General features: G+C 59.9%; 22 protein-coding genes. 10 read left to right on the forward strand and 12 right to left on the reverse strand.

The genetic code is table 11. From position 1 onward, the window contains the following. The first annotated feature begins 26 nt into the window (after positions 1 to 26). Positions 27 to 1337 carry a DNA recombination protein RmuC gene (locus tag ACOH1Z_RS11740; protein WP_449648677.1) on the forward strand — a complete coding sequence of 437 codons (1311 nt, stop codon included), beginning with the start codon at positions 27 to 29 and terminating at the stop codon, positions 1335 to 1337. Positions 1338 to 1381: 44 nt separating this feature from the next. Here the strand turns inward: ACOH1Z_RS11740 and glpX are convergent, their stop codons facing one another. Next, positions 1382 to 2371, reverse strand: coding sequence for a class II fructose-bisphosphatase (gene glpX, locus ACOH1Z_RS11745; protein WP_449648678.1), 990 nt, complete (start codon positions 2369 to 2371; stop codon positions 1382 to 1384). A 212-nt stretch (positions 2372 to 2583) separates the two neighbouring features. Here glpX and fbaA point away from each other — a divergent pair, with 212 nt between their 5' ends. Then, positions 2584 to 3609, forward strand: coding sequence for a class II fructose-bisphosphate aldolase (fbaA, locus tag ACOH1Z_RS11750; protein WP_449648679.1), 1026 nt, complete (start codon positions 2584 to 2586; stop codon positions 3607 to 3609). Positions 3610 to 3674: 65 nt separating this feature from the next. Here fbaA and ACOH1Z_RS11755 read toward each other — a convergent pair whose 3' ends face one another. After that, positions 3675 to 4286 (reverse strand): DUF6264 family protein, encoded by a 612-nt coding sequence (locus ACOH1Z_RS11755; protein WP_449648680.1) that lies wholly within the window; start codon positions 4284 to 4286, stop codon positions 3675 to 3677. 3 nt (positions 4287 to 4289) lie between these two features. Continuing rightward, positions 4290 to 5336: a 4-hydroxy-3-methylbut-2-enyl diphosphate reductase gene (locus ACOH1Z_RS11760; protein WP_449648786.1), complete on the reverse strand. Its 1047-nt coding sequence runs from the start codon at positions 5334 to 5336 to the stop codon at positions 4290 to 4292. A 135-nt stretch (positions 5337 to 5471) separates the two neighbouring features. On the opposite strand from ACOH1Z_RS11760, the gene xseA reads away from it, so the two are divergent. Genes xseA through ACOH1Z_RS11785 form a run of 5 tightly spaced genes read left to right on the forward strand, consistent with a single transcriptional unit; the run spans position 5472 to position 9697 of the window. Continuing rightward, positions 5472 to 6692: an exodeoxyribonuclease VII large subunit gene (gene xseA / locus ACOH1Z_RS11765; RefSeq protein ID WP_449648681.1), complete on the forward strand. Its 1221-nt coding sequence runs from the start codon at positions 5472 to 5474 to the stop codon at positions 6690 to 6692. A 19-nt stretch (positions 6693 to 6711) separates the two neighbouring features. Next, positions 6712 to 6966, forward strand: coding sequence for an exodeoxyribonuclease VII small subunit (locus ACOH1Z_RS11770; RefSeq protein WP_449648682.1), 255 nt, complete (start codon positions 6712 to 6714; stop codon positions 6964 to 6966). Continuing rightward, positions 6966 to 7607, forward strand: coding sequence for a DUF4245 domain-containing protein (locus tag ACOH1Z_RS11775; RefSeq protein ID WP_449648683.1), 642 nt, complete (start codon positions 6966 to 6968; stop codon positions 7605 to 7607). Before ACOH1Z_RS11770 ends, ACOH1Z_RS11775 begins: the two co-directional genes overlap by 1 nt. Next, complete coding sequence (locus ACOH1Z_RS11780; protein ID WP_449648684.1) at positions 7604 to 8245, forward strand: carbonic anhydrase; 642 nt, start codon at positions 7604 to 7606, stop codon at positions 8243 to 8245. The genes ACOH1Z_RS11775 and ACOH1Z_RS11780 overlap by 4 nt, the downstream gene beginning before the upstream one ends. A 54-nt stretch (positions 8246 to 8299) precedes the next feature. After that, positions 8300 to 9697, forward strand: a complete 1398-nt coding sequence (locus ACOH1Z_RS11785) for a class II fumarate hydratase (RefSeq protein WP_449648685.1) — start codon at positions 8300 to 8302, stop codon at positions 9695 to 9697. Here the strand turns inward: ACOH1Z_RS11785 and ACOH1Z_RS11790 are convergent. From ACOH1Z_RS11790 to ACOH1Z_RS11800, 3 genes are all read right to left on the reverse strand, one after another. Next, on the reverse strand, positions 9694 to 10461 hold the full coding sequence (locus ACOH1Z_RS11790) for a fumarate hydratase (RefSeq protein WP_449648686.1): 768 nt from the start codon (positions 10459 to 10461) through the stop codon (positions 9694 to 9696). The two genes, ACOH1Z_RS11785 and ACOH1Z_RS11790, sit on opposite strands and share 4 nt — an antisense overlap. Positions 10462 to 10534: 73 nt before the next feature. Beyond that, complete coding sequence (gene phoH2 / locus ACOH1Z_RS11795; RefSeq protein ID WP_449648787.1) at positions 10535 to 11908, reverse strand: RNA 5'-3' helicase PhoH2; 1374 nt, start codon at positions 11906 to 11908, stop codon at positions 10535 to 10537. 231 nt (positions 11909 to 12139) lie between these two features. After that, the gene (locus ACOH1Z_RS11800; RefSeq protein ID WP_449648687.1) at positions 12140 to 12925 is read right to left on the reverse strand and encodes an isoprenyl transferase; all 786 of its coding nucleotides are present in this window, start codon (positions 12923 to 12925) and stop codon (positions 12140 to 12142) included. Between the two features lie 63 nt (positions 12926 to 12988). Between ACOH1Z_RS11800 and trhA the strand changes: the two genes are divergently transcribed. Continuing rightward, entirely contained in the window at positions 12989 to 13738 is a 750-nt protein-coding gene (gene trhA / locus ACOH1Z_RS11805) for a PAQR family membrane homeostasis protein TrhA (RefSeq protein WP_449648688.1), read from the forward strand. Positions 13739 to 13765: 27 nt separating this feature from the next. Here trhA and ACOH1Z_RS11810 read toward each other — a convergent pair whose 3' ends face one another. Next, on the reverse strand, positions 13766 to 14143 hold the full coding sequence (locus ACOH1Z_RS11810; protein ID WP_449648689.1) for a hypothetical protein: 378 nt from the start codon (positions 14141 to 14143) through the stop codon (positions 13766 to 13768). A gap of 84 nt (positions 14144 to 14227) precedes the next feature. Here ACOH1Z_RS11810 and ACOH1Z_RS11815 point away from each other — a divergent pair, with 84 nt between their 5' ends. Together ACOH1Z_RS11815 and greA are read left to right on the forward strand one after the other, a co-directional pair. Beyond that, complete coding sequence (locus ACOH1Z_RS11815; protein ID WP_449648690.1) at positions 14228 to 14704, forward strand: DUF4307 domain-containing protein; 477 nt, start codon at positions 14228 to 14230, stop codon at positions 14702 to 14704. A gap of 67 nt (positions 14705 to 14771) precedes the next feature. After that, on the forward strand, positions 14772 to 15263 hold the full coding sequence (gene greA / locus ACOH1Z_RS11820) for a transcription elongation factor GreA (RefSeq protein ID WP_449648691.1): 492 nt from the start codon (positions 14772 to 14774) through the stop codon (positions 15261 to 15263). A gap of 28 nt (positions 15264 to 15291) precedes the next feature. Here the strand turns inward: greA and ilvA are convergent, their stop codons facing one another. The 5 genes from ilvA to ACOH1Z_RS11845 all read right to left on the reverse strand — a co-directional run bounded on the left by ilvA (position 15292) and on the right by ACOH1Z_RS11845 (position 20639). Beyond that, positions 15292 to 16530: a threonine ammonia-lyase gene (ilvA, locus tag ACOH1Z_RS11825; protein ID WP_449648692.1), complete on the reverse strand. Its 1239-nt coding sequence runs from the start codon at positions 16528 to 16530 to the stop codon at positions 15292 to 15294. After that, positions 16520 to 17614 (reverse strand): AI-2E family transporter, encoded by a 1095-nt coding sequence (locus ACOH1Z_RS11830; protein ID WP_449648693.1) that lies wholly within the window; start codon positions 17612 to 17614, stop codon positions 16520 to 16522. Before ACOH1Z_RS11830 ends, ilvA begins: the two co-directional genes overlap by 11 nt. A gap of 135 nt (positions 17615 to 17749) precedes the next feature. Beyond that, positions 17750 to 18844 carry an ABC transporter ATP-binding protein gene (locus ACOH1Z_RS11835; protein WP_449648694.1) on the reverse strand — a complete coding sequence of 365 codons (1095 nt, stop codon included), beginning with the start codon at positions 18842 to 18844 and terminating at the stop codon, positions 17750 to 17752. Then, positions 18841 to 19701, reverse strand: a complete 861-nt coding sequence (locus ACOH1Z_RS11840; protein WP_449648695.1) for an ABC transporter permease — start codon at positions 19699 to 19701, stop codon at positions 18841 to 18843. The genes ACOH1Z_RS11835 and ACOH1Z_RS11840 overlap by 4 nt, the downstream gene beginning before the upstream one ends. Next, complete coding sequence (locus tag ACOH1Z_RS11845; RefSeq protein WP_449648696.1) at positions 19698 to 20639, reverse strand: ABC transporter permease; 942 nt, start codon at positions 20637 to 20639, stop codon at positions 19698 to 19700. The genes ACOH1Z_RS11840 and ACOH1Z_RS11845 overlap by 4 nt, the downstream gene beginning before the upstream one ends. Positions 20640 to 20653 lie beyond the last annotated feature (14 nt).

The following is a 20653-nucleotide window of genomic DNA, read 5'->3' on the forward strand; positions in this document are numbered from 1 at the left end:
TCCGCGCCGGCTGGCACACTGGCGGAATGGATCCCATCCTTGCTCTCATCATCGGCCTTCTCGTCGGCGCCATTCTTGGCGTCGTCATTGGGTTGCTCGTCGCCCGCGTGCGCGCAAGCGCTCCCACTGATCAGGTCGACCCTGAGGTGATTGAGGCGCGACACCTGGCAGCGATTGCTCAAGTGACAGCGCAGGAGCGCGAGGAGCAGTCACGACTTTCGGCGGAGCTTGCATCCATTACGGCTCGCGCCGGGGCGCTTGGTGAACAGGTTGCTTCCCTGCAGCAGCAGTACCGCGAAACTCTCGACCGCCAGCGTGAAGAAGCGACAGCGCTTGCCGAACGCGAGCGCCGCGAATCCAAGGTGCTACAGGCGCTCACTCCGGTGCAAGAGACTCTGCGCACGATGCAGAACAAGGTCACCGAGTTGGAATCGCAGCGAAGCCTTCAGCACGGCGAACTGAGCCAGCAGCTGAAGTCGGCCACCGAATCCGAAGAGCGCTTGCGCAGCACCGCCGAGTCTCTGGCTTCGGCACTGCGCAACAACTCCACGCGTGGAGTGTGGGGAGAAACCCAGCTGCGCAACGTTGTGCAGGCCGCTGGGCTCATCGAGCGAGTCGATTTCGATGTGCAGTCGAGCATCACTTCGGATGCCGGTGCCGGTCGCCCCGACATGGTCGTCCACCTTCCCGGCGGCAAAAACATCGCGGTCGACGCGAAGGTACCGTTCAGTGCTTTCCTTGAAGCAAGCCAGATCTCGGTCACTGCCACCGGCGAAGAAGGCGCTCGACGCGAAGCACTCATCAAACAACACGTCAAAGTGATGCGCGGCCACATCGACACCCTCGCGAGCAAGGCTTACTGGGCAGGGCTCGACGCCTCCCCCGAACTCGTCATCGCCTTCATCCCCAGCGAATCGCTCGTATCGTCGGCGATGGAAGCTGACCCCTCGATCATGGACTACGCGTTCGGCAAGCGCGTCGCGCTCGCCTCCCCCGTCACCCTCTGGTCGGTACTCAAGACCGTCGCCTTCTCGTGGCAACAGGATGTGCTCACTGACCAAGCCAAAACACTGTTCGATCTCAGCAAAGAGCTTTACCAGCGCCTAGCCACGCTTGCCGACCACGCCGACAAATTGCGTCGCTCAATCGACACCACCGTGAACAGCTACAACCAGTTCGCCAACTCGCTAGAGACTCGCGTGCTCGTGACCGCCCGCAAGCTCAATGCCCTCGACGAATCGAAAGTCATCGGCACCACCAACACGGTTGAGGGCACGCCGAAACACATCACCGCCGTCGAAATGGATCTCGCCCAGCCCGAAGACGACGACGACTAAAATAGACGTCGAGAAGCGACGCCTAACAGGCAGGCAAAACGCTCTTAGTGGTCAAGCCACTTCTCAGCGAGGTGGTCAGCCGAAATGCGGCGGATTGTTCCCGAATGTGAACGCAATACAATCGACTCCGTGCGAATGATGGGGCCGAAGCGGCGTACACCCTTTACAAGACCACCGTCGGTAACGCCCGTAGCAACGAAGAACGTGTTGTCGCTGGCCACCATTTCATCGGCCGTGTAGACGTGATCGAACTTGAGCCCGGCATCCATACCGCGTTGACGTTCGTCATCGGTCTGCGGGTACAGGATCGTCTGAATTTCGCCGCCGAGTGCCTTGATCGCGCACGCCGTGGCAACACCCTCAGGGCTACCACCGATACCGACACACATATCAATGCGCGTTCCATAGAGCGCCGCGTTGATTCCGCCAGCAACATCACCGTCAAGCATCAGACGGGTACCAGCACCGGCCGCACGGATGTCATCAATGAGCTGCGCGTGACGCGGGCGGTCAAGCACGGCAACCACGATGTCTTCGGGAAGCTTGCCCTTGGCTTTAGCGAGGGCACGAATGTTCTCACCGATGGGCTTGTGGATATCGACAACCCCCACGCCTTCAGCGCCGGTAACAATCTTGTCCATATAGAAAACAGTGGACGCGTCGAGCATGGTGCCGCGGTCAGAGACAGCAATCATTGAGATCGCGTTCTGTCGCCCGGCCGCCGTCAGCGAGGTGCCATCGATCGGATCAACGGCGATGTCGCAGGCCGGCCCACGACCGGTGCCAACATGTTCACCGTTGAAGAGCATGGGAGCGTTATCTTTTTCGCCCTCACCGATAACGACGAGGCCATCGAAGTCGACGGTGCCCAAAAATTTGCGCATCGCATCAACTGCAGCGCCGTCTGCACCGAGCTTGTCGCCCTTGCCAATGAAGGGAACAGCGCGAATGGCGGCCGCTTCGGTTGCCCGCACAAGCTCAAGAGCTAGGTTGCGATCGGGGTGGAGGAATAGCGTGCCGGTTTCTGTACTCACCTAGAGGCATCCTTCGTTGAGAGTGGTCGACTGGGGACGCGCCGGTGGTGGTCAGCGCAGCCCTCAGTCTAACCGAATCGTTACACCGCCTTCGGCCCTTACCGCAGAGATCGCACCAACGTGCAACAGTTCGCGCCCGCCCCGAAGGGGTCGCTAGAATCAAGGCGAGCCGGACCAAAGCGGTAGTCGGTACCGCATGAGGAGAGACAACAATGCCCGTCGCAACCCCAGACCAGTACGCAGAAATGCTCGACAAGGCGAAGAAGAACTCCTTCGCCTACCCCGCCATCAACGTTTCGTCGTCGTCCACCATCAACGGCGTGCTTCAGGGCCTCAGCGATGCCGGCTCTGACGGCATCATCCAGGTCACCACCGGTGGCGCTGACTACTTCGCCGGCCAGTCCGTCAAGGCCCGCGCCTCAGGAGCACTCGCCTTCGCCGCCTTCGTCACCGAGGTCGCCAAGAACTACCCGGTCACCGTTGCGCTGCACACTGACCACTGCCCTAAGAGCGCCCTCGACGACTTCGTTTACCCGCTCATCGCGGCATCCGAAGCTGAAGTCAAGGCCGGTCGCAACCCCATCTTCCAGTCGCACATGTGGGATGGCTCGGCTGTTCCGCTCGACGAAAACCTCGCCATTGCGCGCGAAATTCTGCCGCGCATGAAGGCCATCAACTCGATTCTCGAAGTTGAGATCGGTGTTGTCGGTGGAGAAGAAGATGGTGTCAGCCACGACATCAACGACAGCCTCTACACAACTTTGGATGACGTCATCGCTACCGTCGAAGCGCTCGGTCTCGGCGAGCAGGGCCGCTACATCGCAGCTCTCACCTTCGGCAACGTGCACGGCGTCTACAAGCCAGGAAACGTGAAGCTTCGCCCAGAACTGCTCGGGGAAATTCAGGCAGGAATTGCAGCGAAGTACGGCACCGACGCCAACCCGCTCGACCTCGTCTTCCACGGTGGATCAGGTTCAACGGATGAAGAAATTGCGACCGCTGTTGCCAACGGTGTCATCAAGATGAACATCGACACCGACACGCAGTACGCCTACAGCCGCTCGATTGCGGACAGCGTTCTGAAGAACTACGACGGCTTCCTCAAGGTTGACGGCGAAGTCGGAAACAAGAAGATTTACGACCCCCGCGCCTGGGGCAAGACGGCAGAGTCCGCTCTCGCGTTGCGCGTTGTGGAAGCAACGAAGCAGCTCGGTTCGGCTGGATTCTCCGGCAAGTAGCCACTAACGCAGAACGGGGTCAACCTTCAGGTTGGCCCCGTTCGGCGTTTAACGTGGTGTTTGCGTTACTGCATGCTGTCGACGTAAGCCATGAAACCGGGATCGTTGAGCACAGCAACAAGCATCGCGACAACGAGCACCACTCCGGCTGTTGCAGCACCGACGACGGGAATCCAGAATGCTAGACGCCGGCGTTGAATCTGGATGAGCGCGAACACGATAGTGAGAATCAGAACGGCGACACGAATAATATTTGCGGTGCTTCCGGCCTCAGCGGCAATGTCATCCGAGGTGAACGGTCCAGCTCCCTGAGCTGCGAGACCTTCGCGCAGAATAGGGCCAAGGTTGGCCACGGTGGGAAAACTGTTGATGATGTCCGCTACGCCGAGAAGCAGCAGCGTCGCCGTGAGAAATACATCCCACATGCGTCGTTTGCGTTCGGGAACAACAGCATCGCTCGCGGTGTTGGCGAAGGCGGGTTGGGGAGAACCCAGTGGCGCTCCGCTCCGCTGCGCTGGCGCAGAAGGTGCCGGGTACGACGGGCTAGTAGAGCCTGCGCTTAGGTCGTGCGAACCAGTGCCTGAATCGGCACCGCCCGCATCACCAACGTGGCCGGGGGCAGCGGGCGGCAGTGGTGCGTACTCGCCATATTTCGGTCGTGGGCGCGGGTCAGTCATGGTCTATTGCCAATCAAGTTTGCGATTGCGCCCGCCTAGGCCGCGCTCGTCTGGGTTGCCTGCCGCGTCGGTGCGCAGCTCTTTGGGCAGCGAGAACATGAGATCTTCCTCGGCGGTCACCACGCTGGATACATCACCGTAGCCTGCGTCAGCAAGGTCGGCGAGAACTTCTTGAACCAGAACTTCAGGAACGGATGCCCCGCTCGTGACACCGACAGTCGAGATGCCGTCGAGCCACTCTTGTTTGATTTCGCTGGCGTAGTCGACCCGGTAGGCGGCTTTTGCGCCGTACTCTAGGGCAACATCCACCAGTCGAACCGTGTTTGAGCTGTTTGCGCTGCCCACAACGATCACGAGTTCTGCCTCTTCGGCAACCTTCTTGATGGCGACCTGGCGGTTCTGGGTGGCGTAGCAAATGTCGTCACTTGGCGGGTCTTGCAGTGTGGGAAAGCGTTCGCGCAGCAGGCGAACCGTTTCCATCGTTTCGTCGACGCTCAGAGTTGTTTGCGAAAGCCACACCAAGTTTTCGGTGTTCTCGACCACGATATTGGGCACGTCGGCGGGGCTGTTCACGAGGATGGTGCGCTCAGGCGCGTGGCCCATTGTGCCTTCGACCTCTTCGTGCCCGTCATGGCCGATCAACAAGATTTGGTAGTTGTCGCGAGCGAATCGCGTTGCCTCACGGTGCACCTTGGTGACGAGAGGGCAGGTTGCGTCGATCGCGTGCAGCTCGCGGTCGGCTGCGCCCTTGACGACAGCAGGCGAGACACCGTGGGCAGAAAACACCACCGTTGATCCTTCGGGAACTTCGTCGACCTCATTCACAAAAATGGCGCCCTGTGCTTCAAGGGTCGTCACGACGTGGATGTTGTGCACAATCTGCTTGCGAACATAGACCGGAGCACCGTAGTTGGCGAGCGCTTTTTCGACCGCGATGACGGCCCGATCTACTCCTGCACAGTAGCCACGAGGAGCGGCCAACAGCACACGTTTGCCGCCCGCAACCGGCAGATTTTGTAGCTGTTCGCGGCGTGCAGGCATCGGGGGCATCGCTAGCGCTTGGGCGCTTCCGTTAGAAATGGTGCTCACTTAAATGATTCTACCGAAGAGTGCTGCACGAAAGCCGAGCGCACTGCGGTATCAGCGGCATCCTCTACCCTGTAGTGACGAGCTTGAGGAGGCTAGGTGACGATCACAGAGGGCCCGCCCACCGTTGATACTCCGTGGCCAGTGTCGGTGCTGTCGCAGAAAATTCGCGGCTGGATTGAGAAACTCGGTACCGCCTGGGTTGAAGGCGAAATCACCCAGTGGGGTGGTTCTGGCGGCAACATTTACGGCAAGCTCAAAGACCTTGAGGTCGACGCCACAATTTCGTTCACGGTGTGGTCGTCGGTGCGCACCAAACTTCCCAACGATCTGAAGCAGGGCGATCGCGTTGTTGCTCTCGTCAAACCCAACTACTGGGTCAAGGGCGGCACCCTCACGATGCAGGTCTTGGAAATGCGCCACGTCGGTCTCGGCGACCTGCTCGAACGACTCGAGCTTTTGCGCCAGAAGCTGCGAGCTGAGGGCCTGTTCGAGCACAAGAAACCCCTACCGTTCTTGCCCAATTGCATCGGCCTCGTCACGGGCAAAGACAGCGATGCCGAGAAAGACGTGCTGCGCAATGCGCAATTGCGGTGGCCTGCCGTGAAGTTTCGCACCGAGCACGCCGCTGTTCAGGGCGAGCGCGCTGTCAGCGAAGTAACGAAAGCGATCCGACTATTGGATGCCGACCCCGAAGTCGATGTCATCATCGTCGCGCGCGGCGGCGGAGACTTTCAAAATCTGCTCGTGTTCAGCGATGAATCGCTAGTGCGCGCCGCCTCGGAGTGTGTCACTCCCCTTGTCTCCGCGATCGGGCATGAGAACGATCGACCACTGCTCGACGAGGTTGCCGATCTGCGAGCATCCACCCCCACGGATGCGGCAAAACGGGTGGTCCCCGATGTTGCTGAGGAGTTGAACCGGGTGCAGCAGGCACGCGCGGGAATGCGTTTGCGCATCACTCAACGTTTGGGCCATGAGGGTGACAGGCTGGAGTCGCTGCGTACGAGGCCGGTGTTGGCGAATCCGGTATCTCTGGTTGATGCGCACGCCGATGAACTTTCTCGTTACGTTTCGCGCAGCAATGAGCTGGTGGAGCGTGCGATTGAGAAAGCTCACGCTGGCGTTACCGAGCTCACCGGGCAGTTGCGGGCGTTGTCTCCGCAGCGCACACTGCAGCGCGGGTATGCGATCGCTCAGTTGCCTGATGGCACGGCGCTGCGCTCCACCGCGGACGCTCCCGATGGCACTGAGCTCCTGCTCACGGTTGCCGACGGCAAGATTTCCACCACTGTCACCGGCCAGCCGGCAGACACCTAGAGAACAGTAGAATTACATCGTGGCTACCCCCAATGAGACCCCCGTCAGTGACCTCAGTTATGAACAGGCTCGGGATGAGCTCATCGCCGTTGTCAACGAACTAGAGCAGGGTTCAGCGACTCTTGAACAATCACTCGCGCTCTGGGAGCGCGGTGAAGCACTCGCACAGCGGTGCGAGGAGTGGCTCATCGGAGCGCGTGCGCGGCTCGATGCCGCTAGAAGTGTTTCTCCAACGGATTCTGGGTCCGCTGGTGATGCGAGCACTGACCAGTAATGGCCAAGAACACCGAACCGCGCGTCGTCGCCGAGCTTGGTCGCCCTGAGACCCCGGAGGAAACGTTCGCCCGCAAGGCGGAGAATTCGCGCAAGCACCGCGCCAACCAAACGTTATTCAATTTGGTAATTGCCACGGTCGCGTCTCTCGGCATCGTGCTGTTCCTGGTGTTGGTTGTCGTTCGCCCCACCGACGAAGTTCCGGTAACCGCCGACTACCAGACGATTGCCGCCGATGCGCAGACGAATGCCAGCGAACCTCTCTTGTCTCCGTCACTGCCCGATGATTGGTACGCGAATTCGGCGCGGCTCGGCACCAGCTCTTCTGTTCAGACCTGGTACATCGGCTTTGTGACTCCACCATCGCCCTCGACCCAATTTGTTGCTCTTGAGCAGGGAATTGAGGCGAATGAGACGTGGTTATCGATCACCACCGACGGTGCGCTTGCTACCGACACCACAACGATTGACGGAATTGACTGGACAATTTATGACCGTCGCTCTTCCTCAGACACCGGAAACTACGCATACTCAATGTCGGCGCAGATTGCTGGAAGCACGGTAGTGCTGCATGGCACAGCCACAAATGACCAGTTCGAACTATTGGCAGTGGCAATCGCTGCCGAGGCGGAGGCGCAATGACGAACCCCACCAGAACACCGTCACAGGTCTGGAATGAAATGGCGCGCGGCAACGAGCGCTTCGTAGCGGGGGTGCCCAACCATCCCCGACAAGATGTTGAACGACGCACGGAACTCGCAATGGCTCAAGCGCCGCACGCCGCCCTCTTCGGATGCAGCGACTCGCGACTGGCCGCTGAGATCATCTTCGATAAAGGACTCGGAGACCTCTTCGTCGTGCGAAACGCTGGCCAGATCATCTCCGACTCCGTCATCGGATCGCTGGAATATGCGGTCGGTGTGCTGAATGTTCCGCTCATTCTGGTGCTCGGTCACGATGAGTGCGGTGCAGTAGCGGCAGCGATCGAGTCACAGGCTGCAGACGCTCCGACGCTTCCCCCGCACATTCAGTCCCTCATCTCGAAAATCGTGCCAGCCGTCCGTCGCGTAGCCGGCAGCGAGACCGGCGCCATCGACATCCAGAGCATTAGTTCTACGGATGTCGGCCGCGAGCACTTGCGCGAAACTATTGCCGAACTGGTGGGTTCCTCTGAACTCATCAGCGACGCAATCGCCGCGGGTACGCTAGCCGTAGTAGGCGCTAACTACCGTTTGCTTGAAGGTAGAGCCGTTCCCGACGTCGTCGTCGGCACCGTATAGCGCTCTCCGCCACGTTCTCACCCAGTTCGCTCACAAACAAAGGATTACAACGCTGTGACGAGTTCCACCGAATACCGCATTGAGCACGACACCATGGGCGAGGTACGAGTGCCCAAGGACGCCCTCTACGGCGCCCAGACGCAGCGTGCCGTCGAGAACTTCCCCATCTCTGGCACTGGCCTCGAACCAGCCCAAATCGTCGCTCTCGCCCGCGTCAAGCGCGCAGCAGCCATCGCAAACGCTGAACTCGGCAAGCTGGATTCCGGCATTGCCGACGCCATCGTCAACGCTGCCGACCAGATTATCGACGGCCAGTACCACGACCAGTTCCCGGTAGACACCTACCAGACCGGCAGCGGCACCTCCTCGAACATGAACATGAACGAAGTTCTTGCTCGACTCGCGAGTGACTCATTCGGCAGTGCAGTGCACCCCAACGACCACGTGAACGCGTCACAGTCGTCAAACGACGTTTTCCCCACATCGGTCCACCTCGCCGTGACCGGTGCGCTCATCGGTGACCTCATCCCGTCGCTCGAGCACCTCGCGGCAGCCCTCGACGTGAAAGCAGAACTGTGGAAGGGCGCCGTCAAGGCTGGTCGCACCCACCTCATGGATGCCACCCCCGTTACCCTCGGCCAAGAATTTGCCGGCTACGCCCGCCAGATTCGTCTCGGCATCGCCCGCATCCAGTCGGCAATCCCCCGCGTCGCAGAGGTTCCCCTTGGCGGCACAGCAGTCGGCACCGGCATCAACACCCCACTGGGTTTCCCCCAGCGCGTCATCGCGATCCTCGCTGAGAACTCGGGACTGCCCATCACCGAGGCTGAAGATCACTTCGAAGCTCAGGGCGCCCGCGACTCGCTCGTTGAAGCATCCGGTGCCCTGCGAGTGATCGCCGTCTCCGTCACCAAAATCTGCAACGACCTGCGCTGGATGGGCTCGGGCCCCAACACTGGGCTCGGCGAATTGCGCATCCCCGACCTTCAGCCGGGCTCATCGATCATGCCAGGCAAGGTCAACCCGGTCATCCCCGAAGCCGTACTTATGGTGTGTGCCAGGGTCATCGGCAACGACGCCACGATTGCGTGGGGTGGAGCATCCGGAGCATTCGAGCTCAACGTCGCAATTCCCGTCATGGGAACCTCGCTGCTCGAATCGAGCAGACTGCTTTCCAATTCGTTGCGCGCCCTTGCAGACAAGACCGTCGAAGGACTCGAAGCGAACCTGCCGCGCGCACTCGCGCTTGCTGAGTCATCGCCGTCGATCGTGACGCCGCTCAACAAGATCATTGGCTACGAAGCCGCCGCCAAGATCGCCAAGCACTCGGTCGCACAGTCGATGACGGTGCGCGAAGCAGTGATCGACCTCGGCTTCGTCGAACGTGGCGAAGTAACTATCGACCAATTGGATGCGGCACTCGACGTTTTGTCGATGACCACGCCTGGCTAATAGCCGAGATCCACCAGCGCGAGGGGCGCACCGTCGAGAGCTTCGACGGTGCGTTCTCCTATGGGGTCGTTCAGTTTGATCGGAATCAGGACCGAACCGGTGATGTCTTCACCGAGCTTGCATCCCTCAGTATTGTCAGGAACTGAACCATCGTCCGGAGTCGGCAACCCATAGAGCACTGCGAGCTGAACCCGCTCAGGGGTTTCGATCGCCACCACACGACGCGGCACGCACAGCAGCGGACCTCGCACCTTGACGACGACATCCGCCTGACTGATCGTGGAATCAGTCTCGCTTGGCGTGCTGCCGATATAGCCGGGGATGTTGGTGGTGCCCAGTCGAGAAAAAGGCTCGAGATCGAGCAAATAGAGTGGCGCTCGCTCTTCGTCATTCACCGGCAAATAGCTGTCGATGGGCACATCAACGAGAGTCGCGTCTGCCGAGACGCTGGTCTGAAACGTTCGATACACCAGCAGCGGTTCGGGGGTTCCCCACGTCTGTTCGATGTCATTTGCCCGCGGCGGCTCTACCGGTTCTTTCGCGGCGGAGGCGAGCACTGTGAGCACAATAGCGAGTAGGGCAACGCCCAAAGCGATGGCCGCGATGAGCTGCCGGTACGCGAACGCCGCACCCCCGGGCTCTGAGCTGTGGGTATCGGCAACAGACCAAGAAAACAGGCTCCGCCACTGATTTCGGGGAGCAAAAAGCGCCCACAACGCGGCGACCCCTAAAGGAACCGCAAGAAACCACCAGACCGAGCCCACGAGAAAACCTTACGTTGTCTGAGCGCGCCCCGCGAACACTCGCGCGGCGCGCTCGGACTTCCCAAGACAATTGTCAGGCGATTTCGTTGCCCTCCAAGAGTTCGGTAACGAGCGCAGCAATCGCGGAACGTTCCGAACGAGTCAGCGTGATGTGCCCAAAGAGCGAGTGACCTTTCAGGGTTTCGATCACTGAAGCAACACCGTCGTGGCGACCAACCCGCAAGTTGTCTCGCTGAGCCACATCGTGAGTGAGTACTACACGAGAGTTCTGGCCAATGCGGCTGAGCACCGTCAGCAGAACGTTGCGTTCAAGCGATTGGGCCTCGTCCACGATGACAAAAGCATCGTGGAGCGAGCGTCCGCGAATGTGGGTTAGCGGGAGCACCTCGAGCAGACCACGATCGAGTACCTCTTCGAGCACGTTCTCCGACACCACTGATCCCAAGGTGTCGAATACTGCCTGCGCCCACGGATTCATCTTCTCGGAAGCATCACCTGGCAAGTACCCCAACTCTTGACCTCCCACCGCATAGAGCGGACGGAAGACCATGATCTTGCGGTGTTGTTGCTTCTCCAGCACCGCTTCGAGACCAGCGCAGAGTGCGAGAGCAGACTTGCCGGTGCCGGCGCTACCGCCAAGCGAAACAATGCCCAGCTCTGGGTCGAGAAGCATATCGATTGCTAGTCGCTGTTCAGCGCTGCGCCCATGAAGACCGAAAATGTCACGGTCGCCGCGCACGAGCGACATCTTGCCGCGCGCTGTCACCCGCGCCAAGGCCGACCCCCTTTCGGAGTGGACGACTAGTCCCGTATTGATCGGCAAATCGCCCACAGTTCGAGAATGCAACTCTTCTTTGTCATAAAGCTCAGAAACTTGATCACCGTTGAGTTCAATCTCGGCCTGACCAGTCCAGCCAGAGTCAACGGCAAGCTCTGCACGGTACTCCTCGGCTGCGAGACCGATGGATGCCGCCTTCACCCGCAAAGGAAGATCTTTCGAGACCACAGTGACGTCTAGACCCTCGTTGGCAAGGTTCAGCGCAACGGCAAGGATTCGCGAATCGTTATCGCCCAATTGCAGGCCGGAGGGAAGCACAGACATATTGGAGTGGTTGAGCTCAACCCGTAGCGTGCCGCCATCGTCACCGACCGAAATCGGAAAGTCGAGCCGCTCATGCTTGATGCGCATCTCATCAAGGCTGCGCAACGCCTGCCGCGCAAAGTACCCGATCTCGGGGTCATTGCGTTTGGCTTCGAGTTCGGTGATCACCACGACGGGCAGAACAACGTTGTGTTCTGCAAACCGTTTGATCGAGCTCGGGTCGGAGAGCAAAACGGAAGTGTCGAGAACGTAGGTGCGCTCGGCTTGTCGTTTGGCCCGCCCTCCCGCCTTCGACGTGGCGATCGTGGTCTTGGGGGTAGCTAGGTCGGCCAACGTGCACTCCATCCCCGAGTGCGCGAGCACTCGGATCCAGTCTGCGAAGACGGCCAGTACTTTACGAGAACGAACTTACGTGGCCGTCTCGATCAGGCGCCATACCTGATGAATTGAACGCTAAACCTGTCGCGCTATCTGAGCGTCACGACACGCCACGAGAAACCGTTGCGTCACTAACTGGGGGCAAAGTTCACTTTGCCAATGGGTTCCGTCCCGGGTTCGACCACGGGCCGCACTGGGCTAGTGGCCGAAGCGACGGCTGCGTCGCGAGAAATCTCGCAGAGCCCGCAAGAAGTCGACCTCACGCAGGTCGGGCCCCAACGCTTCCACAAAATACAACTCGCTGTGGGCAGACTGCCACAGCATGAAGTCACTAATGCGCTGCTCACCCGAAGTGCGGATGACCAGATCAGGGTCAGGTTGACCCTTCGTGTAGAGGTGTTCGCCGATGAGTTCTGGCGTCAACAGTTCCGCCAACGCTTCAAGGCTGTGTCCCTCAGCGCTGTGGTTGCGCACGATACGACGCATCGCTTCTGCGATTTCATGGCGTCCGCCGTATCCAATCGCGAGATTTACGTGAAGCCCAGTGTTCGAGGCGGTGCGGTCGCGGGCTGCAGTGAGCTGAGCTTTGAGCTGTTCGGGGAGGCCGGCATCCGATCCAACATGTTGCACACGCCACTCACGGAAGTGGGAAAGATCCTCGGCAAGATCACCAATGATGGTGAACAGCTCCCCCAGCTCTTCAGGGGAACGACCCGTGAGATTGTCTGTCGACAGAAGATAGAGCGTCGCGACGGAAATGTCGAGGTCGTCGCACCACACCAGGAACTCTCGATACTTTGCCGCGCCCGCACGATGCCCATGCGCGGCAGTCTCGAGGTCCTTCAGCTTTGCCCAGCGCCTGTTGCCATCAATGATCATGGCTACGTGGCGCGGCAATTGCTGGCCCTCTAGTTGGCGCCGCAGCTTCTTCTGGTAGAGACCGTAAAGAAAACCGCGCCCGAGTGGAAATTGTCGCTGACTCACGCAACTACGTTAGACCACTGCGACGCGCAGCAAGTGAAACTAGACCGGGCGTAAACTGTGGGCATGAATCAAGAAGCCTCAGAATCTGCTGCGCTCGAGGCCGTTGACCACGAGGATGCTGCCGGACTTCCCCAGCTTCCCCTCGTCGACGATGCGATCGCTTATGACGCCGTTAATGCAAAGCCGACTTGGCGTGGCTGGATTCACGCGGGAACATTCCCGGTCGCCATTGTGCTTGGCGTCATCCTGTTGGTCATGGCCGATGGTGTCGCTGCCACGGTGAGTTCGGCAGTTTTCGTCGCCTCATCGCTCATGCTTTTCGGAATCTCAGCGCTCTATCACCGCTTCAACTGGAGCGATAAGACTCGGATGTTGCTGAAGCGCTTCGACCACTCCAACATTTTCTTGCTGATCGCTGGCTCCTATACGCCCATCACGGTTCTCGCATTGCCACCCGAGAAGGCGACCATTCTGCTCTGGATCGTGTGGACGGGTGCCGCTCTCGGCATCGGGTTCCGCATCTTCTGGGTTGGCGCCCCGCGCTGGCTCTACGTGCCGTTGTACGTGCTACTGGGCTGGGGCGCGATGATGTTCATCGTCGACTTCTTCCAAGCGAACTGGATCATGATGACGCTCATCATGGCCGGCGGACTTTTTTACACCGTTGGCGCCGTCATCTATGGTCTCAAACGCCCCAATCCGATCCCCGGAGTTTTCGGCTTCCATGAGATCTTCCACACGCTGACGCTATTGGCGTTCCTGTGCCACTGGGTCGGCATCTTCCTCGTGGCGACTAATCCGCCCGTTGTGTAAGCGGAACGTCAGTGTGTAGGCGGAACGTCAGTGTGTAGGCGGAACGTCAGTCTCTGGCGCACTGCTCGATGCCTCATCGCTGGCAGCAGCCGAGGTGCTGGCGTCTGTGTCTGTCGCACCGTCATCGATGGTGGCGGTGGCGTCGGCGTCAGCGTCAGCAAGCGCCTGCTCGTTGCGGATGGCCTCTTGAGCGAGCTCACGGTACCGGACACGTCGAACGCGACGATTCATGTCGGTGATGATGAGCAGGGTGGCAACAGCAATGAAGAGGGTGGCTGCGAAGCCGATAACCCCAGGAGTCACCAAGTTAACGTCTCCGTCAAACTCTGGGTAGAGGCTCGGTTCTGGGCTGGGTGTCGCGGTCCAGAGAATCGCACTGTGGGCGAGCGAAGTGAAAGAAATCAACTGTTGTCCTCTGGAATGTGCACCCGATGATTTCATCATCCGAGTTTGCGAATAGCCTTGTAGTAACAAGAATACCGTCGCCGAATGGAGCCACGCGTGCCCGAAGCATCCAGTAACACCACTGGCAGCGCTGACGCCCCTGTCATTGTCGACGGTTCCGCCCATTCTCGAGCCGACCTCGATGCGCGCTACGGGCGCAGCCCGAAGGCTAAGCGAAATAACCGCGTCATCGTTGTCACTGTCGCGATCGCCTTTGTTGCCGTGTTTACGGCTTGGCTAGTGTGGGGCGGGTTGCTCGAAGCACCGGCCCAGTTCGAAGCAAAAGACACCGGTTTTGAGCTCGTCAACGATTCCACCGTCACCGTTCGCTGGCAATTCAATGTTCCGGAGAATACGGATGCTCGCTGCGCTGTTCAAGCGCTCAACTCAACTTTTGCGATCGTGGGCTGGAAAGTTGTCGACGTTCCTGCCAGCGATCAGCGCAACCGTGCCCTCAGCGAAACCATTCGCACAACAGAACAAGCGGTCTCTGGCTTGATCTACCGGTGCTGGCTCACCTAGGCTGTAGCAAATCATCTCGAAACCGGTCGTTTTCGGCCGGTTTCTCTTTTGTATAGGGAGAAGCACAGTGGCTGCACAAGATAACGTCACGTGGTTGACCCAGGAGGCGTTCGATCGTCGCACCGCCGAACTGGAACAACTCACTGGCGAAGCACGGTACGAAATTGCCAAAAAGATTGAGGCTGCCCGCGAAGAAGGCGACCTGAAGGAGAACGGTGGCTACCACGCTGCCAAGGAAGAGCAGGGCAAGATTGAGGCCCGCATCCGCGTTCTCACTGAACTTTTGCGTCACGCCGTCGTTGGCGATGTTCAAGACGCCGATGGTCTCGTTGAGCCCGGCATTCTCGTAACGGCCAAGATTATGGGCGACGAGAGCGTGTTCCTGCTCGGAAGCCGTGAGATCGTTGCCGACGATAGCGACCTCGATGTGTACAGCGAAAAGAGCCCGCTCGGCTTGGCGATCAACGGCCTCAAGGTCGGCCAATCGGCTACTTACACCGCACCCAATGGCAAAGAGATCACCGTCGATATTTTGAAGGTCGCAACCTACTCAGGCTAGAAACAGCCTTGGTATGGTCCGCAGTCGACTAAAAGTCGATCTGCGGGGCGAATCCTTCGTCCCTGAGCCGCGCGAGCACTGCTTCTGCGTGCTCAGGGCCACGGGTCTCGATGTGCAGTTCGAGCTCAACCTGGCTGAACTGCACCTTGTTGTTGTGTCTGCTGTGCAACACTTCGACGACGTTGGCGCTTGCCTCAGCAACAATGCCCGAAATACGAGCGAGCTGACCGGGGCGATCAGGGAGTGGGATCCGCAACCGCAGGTACCGTTCGGATGCAGATAGTCCGTGACTGATGATTCGTTCCATCATCATGGGGTCGATATTGCCGCCGCTGAGCAGGACAACGGTGTTTCCGCTTGGTGCAACTTTTCCAGCCAGAATCGCTGCGACACCGACCGCGCCAGCCGGCTCGACAACAAGCTTGGCGCGCTCGAGAAGCACGAGCAGCGCGTAGGCGGTCTGGTCGTCGCTGACGGTGATGACTTCGTCTACGAGGTCGCGCACCATCGGAAAGTTGACCTCGCCGGGTTTGCTGACAGCGATACCGTCAGCGATGGTCGGAGTGGTGGTGATCTCTACGATCTCGCCTTTTTCGAGCGAGACTGGATACGCTGCGGCGTTTGCCGCTTGCACGCCAATTACCCGCACATTACGGCCGTCTTCGCGAGCGCGCTGCTTGATTGCTCCCGCAACACCGGAGATTAGTCCTCCGCCACCGATCGGCACAATGACCGTATCGACCTGAGGCACCTGGTCGTACACTTCCAACGCCAACGTTCCCTGACCGGCAACCACATCGAAGTGATCGAACGGGTGGATAAGCACGGCGCCAGTGTCTTCAGCGAAACGCGCTGCCGCCCGAAGGGGTTCGTCGACCGTGTGTCCACGAAGAACGACTTCTGCCCCGTAAGCGCGAGTGGCCTGCAGCTTAGGCAGGGGAACACCTACTGGCATGAAGATCGTGGATTTGATCCCCAACTCGCGAGCAGCGAATGCGACACCCTGAGCGTGGTTTCCTGCCGAAGCGGCAACCACTCCCCTAGCTTTCTCATCGTCGGTGAGGCCCGCAAGACGGTTATAGGCTCCGCGGATCTTGAACGAGCCGGTGCGCTGGAGGTTCTCGCACTTCAAGAACACTGGTGAGCCGAGAATCTCCGCGAGAAAACGCGACGTCTGCATTGGCGTGATGTCAGCAACTTCTGCGACCCGTTCACGTGCTGTCTCATAGTCAGCAAGAGTGGGGCCGGGCATCCGATTATTTACCATTACCGAGAACATCATCCAGAGTCGGGTGCGGGTTGGTTCGCCATTCGCCGCCAGCAATATATTTGGTCATTACGTTGACCACGGCCACGAGGGGAACCGCAAACAACGCTCCGGGAATTCCGGCAACGAATGAACCAGCGGCTACAGCGAAGACCACCGCAAGGGGGTGGACCTTCACCGCAGTGCCCATGATGAGCGGCTGAAGAATGTGACCCTCAAGCTGCTGCACGAGCAAAACAATTCCGAGCATGATTACTGCCGGGAGCGGACCGAGGAAGACAAGCGCGATGAAGATCGCCAGCGCGCCGGTGATGAGGGCACCAACCACCGGAATGAACGAGCCCAAGAACACCGCAACGGCGATCGGGATAACGAGCGGGAAGCCGCCGTAGAACAGACCGAGGATCCAGGCTCCAGCACCGATACCAACGGCATCCACCGCAGCAACAAAGATTTGCACCTTCACGAAAGTGGTGAGAGTGATCCAACCCGCGCGGCCCGATCCATCAACTGCGGTGCGCGCACGACGCGGGAAGAGACGCACAGTCCACGCCCAAACGCGCTTGCCATCGATCAAAACAAAAATTGTGGCGAAGACGCTGAGCAGCGCACCGGTCAAGACGTGCCCGGCGGTGGAGCCAACGGAAAGAATTCCCGAGACAAGCGCTTCGCTATCGCGTTGAACGATTTCGGTTAGCTGCCCCAAATAGCCGTCGATATCCTGATCGCTCAGTTGGAGCGGAGAGTCACTCAGAAAGCTTCGGAAGTTGTTGAATGCCTCAATGGATTGTTGCTGCAGCGAAGGCAATCCAGCGCGAACTTGGCCGACAACAACAATGACAAGTCCGGAGACGACGGCAAAAAACCCGAGAAGAGTGACGGTAACGGCAAGCCACTTTGGCCAACGATGACGTTCAAGAAATTGAACGAGAGGAACGAGAAGCGCACCGATCAGAATCGCGATCAAGAACGGGATCACGATGTACTTGAGAGTAATGATCAAATAGATCAGCACAGCGATAACGCCAAGCACAACGAGCAAGCGCCAGGAGAACGCTGCGGCAATGGACAGGGCCTCGGGCACCGCTGCCGACTCCGTGGTGTTGGCGCGTGACTGTACCTGACTGGTTGGTTTCGTACGTCGTCCGAATAGCACGTTGCCCATCTTAGTTGTGCTGGAGTGTGCTCTCGCTGCGTGTGACAGGCAGCAGGTGGAGGACTACTTTTTCTCCTTCGGCGGCAAGGCGCTCACCGGCGCACCCTTGAGGCGCACCGTGACTGTTTCGCCGGGCAAGGGATGCCGTTCCACCTCATGCTGGACAGCAACGACGGTTCCGTCGTCGAGTCGCACACGCGTGCGGCGCAGGGAACCCAAGAAGCTCGACGAGATGACCGTGCCGGCGATTCCGTCGGTGGAGAGGGCGATGTCCTCCGGGCGCACGAGCGCGATGACGGGACCATCGGGCATGGGGTCGCCGAGGAGGTTGAGGCTGCAGCCGTGGAGGGTGACTTGGCCGTCGATGAGTTCGGCGGGCATCCGATTGCTGAGGCCAACGAAGTCGGCAACGAAGGCATTGGATGGCGTTGCGTAGAGCTCTTCTGGTGTGCCGATCTGTTCGATACGACCTTCACGCATGACGGCGACTCGATCGGCAACGGCGAGCGCTTCTTCTTGGTCGTGCGTCACAAACACAGTCGTGATGCCGAGTTCGGTTTGTAAGCGACGGATCTCTTCGCGCAACTGCACGCGCACTTTGGCGTCGAGGGCACTCAACGGTTCATCGAGGAGCAGCACGCGCGGACGCGTGACGAGGGCGCGCGCGAGCGCAACGCGTTGCTGCTGGCCGCCGGAGAGCTGATGAGCAAAGCGTTCGCTGTGCTTGGTGAGGCCGACCATGTCCAAGGTTTCGAGGGCACGTTCACGACGACGAGCGGCAGCGACCTTGCGCATCTTGAGACCAAACTCCACGTTCTCGAGCACCGTCATGTGCGGGAACAGCGAGTACGCCTGAAAGACCATCCCGATGTCGCGTTTATTTGTGGGAGTCTCTGCGACATCCACACCATCGATGAGAATGCGACCGCTATCGATGCTCTCAAGCCCCGAGATGCTGCGCAGTGCGGTGGTCTTGCCGCAGCCTGATGGGCCGAGAAGTGCGACGAGTTCTCCGGGCGCAACCTCAAGGTCGATGCTGTTGAGGGCGGTATGCCCAGCGAAGGCCTTGACGACGGCACTGAGCTGAACCGTTGCTCCCGTGGGCTGGGCTGGGCTGGCAGTTGGGGTGGGGCCCGTCAGGCTGAACGTGGCGGTCATGATTTTCTCCTAGAGGGCGTTGCTGAGCCGAGGCGGCCAATGATCAGCAGCAAGACGAAAGCGAGAGCGAGTGCCGCGAGCGCAAAGATGACGGCGACCCACGGGTCAGATTGTGAAACCTGCAGCAGCGCGGTTTGCAGGTTGCGGCGATTGAGCAGGCTCGCGATCGTGAACTCGCCAAGCACAACTGCAATCGAGATGAAGGATGCCGCGAGCACTCCCCGGCGCAGGTTCGGCAACAGAATCTTCCACAGCACGGTCATCCAGCCGGCACCGAGCGTGCTCGCCGCTTCGCTGAGGGTCGTCACGGGGATCGCATCGAGGTTGCCCTGAATGGCGCGATAGGCATACGGCAGCACGGTGATGCCGTAGGCGAAGGCGAGAGTCCAAGTGGAGCCGCCGAGCACGTGCACGACCACCGAGTAGACGGGCGCGAGGCCGACAACGAGCACGATGGCGGGCACCGTGATGGGGATGATGCAGATGAATTCGAGAGTGCGCTTGAGGCGCGGAAACTGCATGTGCACGAGCACCATCGTTGGCAGCAACAGCACGAGCACGATACCGACGGTCACTGCAGCGAGCACGAGCGAGTTCTCGATCGCTTGGTAAAGCCCGCGGTAGGTGCGGGCACTGTCTTCACTGACGAGGCCCGTCCAGTGGCTTGTCGTGTAGTCGCCTGCAAGACCGTTGCGGAAGGTGAACTCGATCATCGCGATTACGGGGATCAAGAAGATGCCGCCGATTATTCCGAGGATGAGGCGGCGCGCAAGAGTGCTGGGCTCGGCCCCAATGCGCACGGCTTGGTTGGCGGGCTTCGCTCGCGGGCTCAGCGGCGCGGCCACGTCGGCGCTCACTTTTGCCACCGCGAGGTGCGAGCCTGCAGCACCGAGTACGCCCACATGACGACGACCATGACAACGATCATCCCGAGCGCAAGAGCACCCGCCATGTTCTCGCGACCCAGCACGGTTTCGCTGACGAGCGCCGCGCGGATCTGGAGGGGAACGATTTGCGAGCCCTGGCTGATGAGCGCGGCGGCAGTAGCGAACGACGAGAAGGCGTTGGCGAAGAGCAGCAGCAACGAGCCGAGGAACGCGGGGGCGAGCACCGGGGCGGCGATGTGACGCCAGTACGCGAAGCGAGTACCGCCGAGCGTTGCGCTGGCTTCGGCCCATTGCGGGCGCAGCGCGGTAAGGGCGGGCAGGAACGTGATCACCATGAGAGGCACCTGAAAGTAGACGTAGGGAAGGATGAGCCCGGGCACCTGATAGAGCCAGACGCCATCCGCAAAAATGTCGATGCCGAAGGTGTCACGCAGGATGACCGTGATGAGCCCCTGCACACCGATCGTCGCGATGAACGCGAAGGCGAGCATCACCCCGCCGAACTGGGCGAGCACGCTGGCCGCCGATTCGATGATCGTGCGCAGGAGTCCTCCGACCTTGGTTCCGAGCATCGCATAGCAAATGAGGGCACCAACGATGGCACCAATCACGGCGGTGATTCCCGAGAGCCAAAACGAGCTACCAAAGGTGGCGAGGATGGTCGGGGTAAACAGTCCCGTGATGTTGTCGAAGGTCAGCGAACCGTCGTCGGAGAAGAAGCCCGTGACCACCGCGAGGATAGTGGGGAGGGCGAGAAAGATGAGAACGTAGGCCGCAAACGGCGTTAGCCCCGCATAAGCGAGGCGACGACGGCGGTTTGACGGCTTGACCAGGGCCACCCGAGGATGGTGCCGAGCGGTGAGCTCGACACCATCCTGTTCGGGCGCTGGCGCGGTGGCTAGCGACACGATGTATTTAGCGA

Source organism: Rhodoglobus sp., from assembly GCF_053580035.1.

Bases quoted from the DNA above. Each gene is read 5' to 3' on its own strand.
- ACOH1Z_RS11740 (WP_449648677.1), top strand. From the start codon at position 27: ATGGATCCCATCCTTGCTCTCATCATCGGCCTTCTCGTCGGCGCCATT.
- fbaA (WP_449648679.1), top strand. From the start codon at position 2,584: ATGCCCGTCGCAACCCCAGACCAGTACGCAGAAATGCTCGACAAGGCG.
- ACOH1Z_RS11755 (WP_449648680.1), bottom strand. From the start codon at position 4,286: ATGACTGACCCGCGCCCACGACCGAAATATGGCGAGTACGCACCACTG.
- ACOH1Z_RS11760 (WP_449648786.1), bottom strand. From the start codon at position 5,336: ATGCCCCCGATGCCTGCACGCCGCGAACAGCTACAAAATCTGCCGGTT.
- ACOH1Z_RS11775 (WP_449648683.1), top strand. From the start codon at position 6,966: ATGGCCAAGAACACCGAACCGCGCGTCGTCGCCGAGCTTGGTCGCCCT.
- ACOH1Z_RS11780 (WP_449648684.1), top strand. From the start codon at position 7,604: ATGACGAACCCCACCAGAACACCGTCACAGGTCTGGAATGAAATGGCG.
- phoH2 (WP_449648787.1), bottom strand. From the start codon at position 11,908: ATGGAGTGCACGTTGGCCGACCTAGCTACCCCCAAGACCACGATCGCC.
- trhA (WP_449648688.1), top strand. From the start codon at position 12,989: ATGAATCAAGAAGCCTCAGAATCTGCTGCGCTCGAGGCCGTTGACCAC.
- ACOH1Z_RS11815 (WP_449648690.1), top strand. From the start codon at position 14,228: ATGGAGCCACGCGTGCCCGAAGCATCCAGTAACACCACTGGCAGCGCT.
- ilvA (WP_449648692.1), bottom strand. From the start codon at position 16,530: ATGGTAAATAATCGGATGCCCGGCCCCACTCTTGCTGACTATGAGACA.
- ACOH1Z_RS11835 (WP_449648694.1), bottom strand. From the start codon at position 18,844: ATGACCGCCACGTTCAGCCTGACGGGCCCCACCCCAACTGCCAGCCCA.